General features: G+C 45.5%; 5 protein-coding genes. 1 reads left to right on the top strand and 4 read right to left on the bottom strand.

Annotation, left to right across the window (positions count from 1 at the left end; all coding sequences use genetic code 11):
• The first annotated feature begins 66 nt into the window (after positions 1–66).
• Complete coding sequence (locus tag ACTIE0_RS22805; RefSeq protein WP_006669469.1) at positions 67–507, top strand: zinc ribbon domain-containing protein; 441 nt, start codon at positions 67–69, stop codon at positions 505–507.
• Here ACTIE0_RS22805 and ACTIE0_RS22800 read toward each other — a convergent pair.
• From ACTIE0_RS22800 to ACTIE0_RS22785, 4 genes are all read right to left on the bottom strand, one after another.
• Positions 459–1,400, bottom strand: coding sequence for an alpha/beta fold hydrolase (locus ACTIE0_RS22800; protein ID WP_006620584.1), 942 nt, complete (start codon positions 1,398–1,400; stop codon positions 459–461). The two genes, ACTIE0_RS22805 and ACTIE0_RS22800, sit on opposite strands and share 49 nt — an antisense overlap.
• 59 nt (positions 1,401–1,459) lie before the next feature.
• A complete protein-coding gene (locus ACTIE0_RS22795; RefSeq protein ID WP_006620585.1) occupies positions 1,460–2,083 on the bottom strand; it encodes a hypothetical protein in 624 nt (207 codons plus the stop codon).
• A gap of 74 nt (positions 2,084–2,157) precedes the next feature.
• Positions 2,158–3,291 (bottom strand): type II secretion system F family protein, encoded by a 1,134-nt coding sequence (locus tag ACTIE0_RS22790; protein WP_006669468.1) that lies wholly within the window; start codon positions 3,289–3,291, stop codon positions 2,158–2,160.
• A 176-nt stretch (positions 3,292–3,467) separates the two neighbouring features.
• On the bottom strand, positions 3,468–4,571 hold the full coding sequence (locus ACTIE0_RS22785) for a type IV pilus twitching motility protein PilT (RefSeq protein WP_006620587.1): 1,104 nt from the start codon (positions 4,569–4,571) through the stop codon (positions 3,468–3,470).
• Positions 4,572–4,787 lie beyond the last annotated feature (216 nt).

Genomic DNA, 4,787 nt, shown 5'->3' with positions numbered 1-4,787 from the left:
GTTACCTTAACGGGTAATAGTGCTATCGTCGCATTGTCAGGCAATAGCCGGATAAATGTCGCGTAAATGTATCAGAATCAATCCATCGTTTGGGAAGATCTCAATGTGTCTGGGATGCTGAAAAACCGAAAGCTCAGTAGAGCTATTAGCTGGCAGGGTTGGCGGGAATTCAGGGTTTTGGTTAAGGCTAAATCTGAAAAGTTTGGTCGTCAGTTTAACGTCATCAATCGCTGGGAACCCACAAGTCAAATTGGTTCTGGCTGTGGGTTCCGATGGGGCCAGCTTGATCTCTCTGTCCGTTCAGTGCTTTGCATCAATTGCGGGGCCCAACAGGATAGAGATGAAAATGCAGCCCGAAATATAGAAATGGTCGGCATGGGGCATCGGCACGACCTTAAATGGACACAGAGGGAAGATAAGACTGGCTTGCAAGCACATCGAGCGCGAAGTGTCAAGAATCACCGTAGCTTCAGCCCGGTGAGTATGTCAACTAAAACCCAATTTTGAATTAGGTTGTTGACCTGTTCGGGTATTTCATCATGGGGACAGTGACCAGCATTTAAAAAATATTCCGTCAGTTGGGGGTAATATTCACGAAAGCGATCGCTTCTCGCGCGACAGTTCATCCAAGGATCTCCTTCTCCCCATAACATCAACAGTGGACAGCGAAGACGCGATAATAAAACATCTACCGGATCTCCCTGACGACTCTTAAACACCGATGCAAATACCTTAGCCGCGCCGGGAGTGCAGGAAGGACGATATATTTCCTCCACCAGGCGATCGGTAACAGCACTTTGATCCAAATAAACTTTTTGCAGAGTTTTCCGAATTACTGAACGTCGCCTAGTCCATTGGAAAACCAAAAAAGTCGTCCAGTCCTGAATTAGGAGTGATCGCATCATTCTCGAGGTCTTTTGTTTCCAGGTAGGCGGTTCTATCTTAGTCTGAGTATCCGAAAACGGACCCGCACTATTCAATAAAATCAACCCCGCCACCCCATCAGGATAATCCGCCGCCACGCACAGACTAGCATAACCCCCCAACGAATTACCCGCCAAAACCGTTGGCCGTCCGATCACCTCGGTCATAAAATCATGAAGCTGATCGCGCCACAACTGTCCAGTATATTCCCAATCAGGTTTAGCCGATCGCCCAAACCCTAACAAATCAATAGCCCACACATCAAACTCAGAACTTAATCCCTCAATATTCTTGCGCCAGTGGTCTGTCGATGCACCGAACCCATGCACCAACAATAAAGAGGGGCGTTGGTCAACCTTTGTCGTTGCCACATCCTCACCCGCTGAACCTTCTCTGACATAATAAATCAATTGATCGCGCCACTTCCAATAAGTCCCCTCATAGGAGTTCGAGTCAGTTACTAAAGTAGTTTGCATTTTACTTAAATTCGTTAATTTTATTGGATGTTATACAGCAAAGATTGATTAATAACCACTTATTGATTCTCTCCAGGTAATCCACGCCAAGGCTGGTATTCTTCCAAATCAATCTCATCAAGAGTTGGTCCCTCTGAAGGCTCAACCGTCATATTTGGATGTTGCACCACACAAGCCAGATGAGCCCCTTGTAAACCCCGTTTAATCCGTTCTGGAGTTTCTGCAAACAGCACAAATAGGGGGTAAATATTTTCAGCCTCTTGGGAATACAAATAACTATAATGATGAGGCATCACCCATTCATAGCCACTATCCAAGTAAACCTGAGTTAATCTCCACCGCCTCAGTAAATCCGAAAGATCTTCGTGGGGTTTATGAATAAAAATCAATATTTCCGAGCCGACTTTAACCTTCCATTCTGGATCGCACATCAACACCGCAATATCACAGGGAAGACAAACAGCTTGATTTGGGCTAATAGTAATATGATTATGCCCCGCATAGGAAACACCATTGCGTAACCTGACAATGGGTAGCGGCAGAGTGATCAAACTTTCTTCCGGGCGGCGCAGACTGGGAATCATTTCCCAATAAGGTCGATGCTGTTGCAAAAGATTAATCATTGTATTTGCATAGCTGTATTCAGACAGCAAAGTTTCATAATGGGATTGTTGAACTGGCATTTTTTAAAAACCTGGTAACATCTTTTCCGACCACAGGAGAAATTAATTTCCCCGGCGATTTGGTGTCGTAGCACTTATAAACTCTCAAACACCTTAAACATTGGCAGATACATCGACAGCAGTACAGAAGCCACAATACCCCCTACTACTACAATCATTAAAGGTTCTAGCGCACTGGTTAGAGATTTTACCGCCTCCTCAACTTCCGTTTCATAGAAAGCGCCTACTTTCATTAACATTTTATCAAGTTCCCCAGATTCTTCTCCGATCGCAATCATCTGAATCGCCAAACCTGGGAACACATTTTCTTCCTGTAAAGCCAGACTGATCAATCCCCCCTGTTGAATCTCATTTCTGGCGTACTCAATGGCATTAGCGATCGCCTGATTACCAGCTACATCTCGGACAATTTCCATAGAGTTCATAATCGGCACACCAGAACGAGTCAGACTACCAAAAATAATACAGAAACGCGCCACCGCCGACTTTTCCAGAATCGCACCAAATAGGGGCAGTTTCAAGTAAATCTTATCAAAAAATAACCGCCCAGAGTCAGTTTTATAAGCCACAGTATAGGCAAAATAAATACCAATCAATGAGCCAATTACTATAGCTTGGGGAATAGGCGGCCAAGTCGTACAAAAATCACTGATTTTCAGCATCATCACCGTAAACAGAGGTAACTCCACCCCAATTTGCTCAAAAATACCCGAAAAGGTAGGTAGCAAAAACGTAGCCATACCAAAAAACACAGCGATCGCAATAAACAATACTGTTTTTGGATAAGAAGTTGCCGACTTAATCTCACTCTGAGTTTTATGGTTTTTTTCCATCATCACCGCCAGACGTTCTAGGGTTTCATCCAAAACCCCCCCAGTTTCTCCTGCCGACACCATACTCACAAAAAGCTGGTCAAACACATCAGGAAACTTTCTCATTGACGATGATAATTCCTCCCCTTCTTCCACATCAGCACGCAGAGTATTAATAGCCCTTTTTAGCTTCGCATTTTCACACTGTTCTCCTAGCACACTTAAACAGCGAGCCATCGAGATACCTGCATTAAACATAGCCGCAAACTGACGGGCAAAGATCGCGAGATCTTTCACCGTAATCGATGCCATCGCTACATTCAGATCTTCCTCGAATTTCTTGAAGTCAAAGCCTTGTTTTCGAGAGTGGCTCTTGACCATCCTATTAGTTGTCATATCTCACCTCTATTTATATAGATATAATTGTCAGTCTCCCATAGCACACCAAGTTCGCAACTATAGCAACCCTAAAAAAGGTAGTGACCAACCCCACTTATATGAGAGACTACAAGCAGGGGGGGGTCTGAAAAACTCTCCTTTTTAAGGATGCTTACCTACCTAACTTGGTGGTATTATGCTTTCACCTTCTGACCCTTACCAGCCTTAGGCTGAGGACCAATGAGCCGTTCAAGTTCATCAGGCTTAGAGCTCTTACTCATAGCAGCCTCCCAAGTAGCCTTACCTTCTTGATAAAGTTTGGCCAAAGACATTTCCATCGTCTGCATTCCCAATTTAGCCCCCATTTGGATCTGGGAGTAAATTTGAGAAGTTTTTCCTTCCCGAATCAAGTTACCCATAGCCGGAGTATTAAGCATAATCTCCATAGCCGCACAACGACCGCCACCAATTCGCGGTACCAGGTTTTGACTACAAACCCCCACCAGAGAACCGGACATTTGCGCCCGCACCTGCGGTTGTTGAATAGGGGGGAATACATCCAGCATCCGGTCTACTGTTGCTGAAGCCGAGTTAGTGTGCAGAGTTCCAAAGACCAAGTGACCCGTTTCTGCGGCCGATATCGCCAGACCGATAGTTTCCAAGTCCCGCATTTCCCCCACCAGAATAATATCTGGGTCTTCACGCAAAGCCGCTTTGAGCGCATTAGCAAAACTCTTGGTATCCTCACCCTTTTGGCGTTGGTGAAACAGACTCTTGATATTAGGGAAAACATACTCAATGGGGTCTTCCACAGTCAGGATATGTTCTGAGCGTGTGCGGTTGATCAAGTCAAGTAAAGCGGCCATTGTGGTAGTTTTACCGGATCCTGTCTGTCCCGTCACCAGAACCATACCACGAGGTCTTTCGGTCAAATCCCGCAGGATTTGGGGAACCCCCAACTTATCAGCATTGGGAATTTGAGAAGCCAAAGCTCGCAGACAAGCAGCCCAGCAACCCCGTTCCCGGTAGACATTCACCCGGAACCGAGCCAGTCCCTTAACCCCATAGGCGCAGTCTAGTTCCCAGTTTTGCTCCAACTGCTTACGCTGCATATTATTGAGCATCTGGAAAATCAAAACCTGCACCTCTTCAGCAGAGAGAGTTTCTCCAAATTGGGGTTGTGGAGTCAGTTTCCCGCTGACGCGGTAAAAGATAGGCGCTCCTGCTTGAATGTGAATATCTGAGCCTCCTTGTTCAACCAAAGACTCGAGAACATCCTCAATCATCAAACCACGCATAGATAAACCTCCAATGGAATTTGAGTTTGTACCTTATCGATCGCTTGCGCGCGTCCCAACACACGGAAGGGGGAACATAGCCAGAATTTTTCTAAACTTTCATCCCACCTGATACATTTACGCGACATTTATCCGGCTATTCCCGGACAATGCAACGATAGCACTATTACCCGTTAAGGTAACAGAGGCGGTATCCCGCAAAGCTTTTAGAAAGAT

The organism is Limnospira sp. (assembly GCF_051859755.1).
GTDB classification, from domain to species: Bacteria; Cyanobacteriota; Cyanobacteriia; order Cyanobacteriales; family Microcoleaceae; genus Limnospira; species Limnospira fusiformis.
This window is presented reverse-complemented; position numbering and strand designations above follow the sequence as displayed.

Excerpts from the sequence above, each read along its gene's own strand:
- ACTIE0_RS22805 (WP_006669469.1), top strand. The coding sequence starts at position 67 with ATGTATCAGAATCAATCCATCGTTTGGGAAGATCTCAATGTGTCTGGG.
- ACTIE0_RS22800 (WP_006620584.1), bottom strand. The coding sequence starts at position 1,400 with ATGCAAACTACTTTAGTAACTGACTCGAACTCCTATGAGGGGACTTAT.
- ACTIE0_RS22795 (WP_006620585.1), bottom strand. The coding sequence starts at position 2,083 with ATGCCAGTTCAACAATCCCATTATGAAACTTTGCTGTCTGAATACAGC.
- ACTIE0_RS22790 (WP_006669468.1), bottom strand. The coding sequence starts at position 3,291 with ATGACAACTAATAGGATGGTCAAGAGCCACTCTCGAAAACAAGGCTTT.
- ACTIE0_RS22785 (WP_006620587.1), bottom strand. The coding sequence starts at position 4,571 with ATGCGTGGTTTGATGATTGAGGATGTTCTCGAGTCTTTGGTTGAACAA.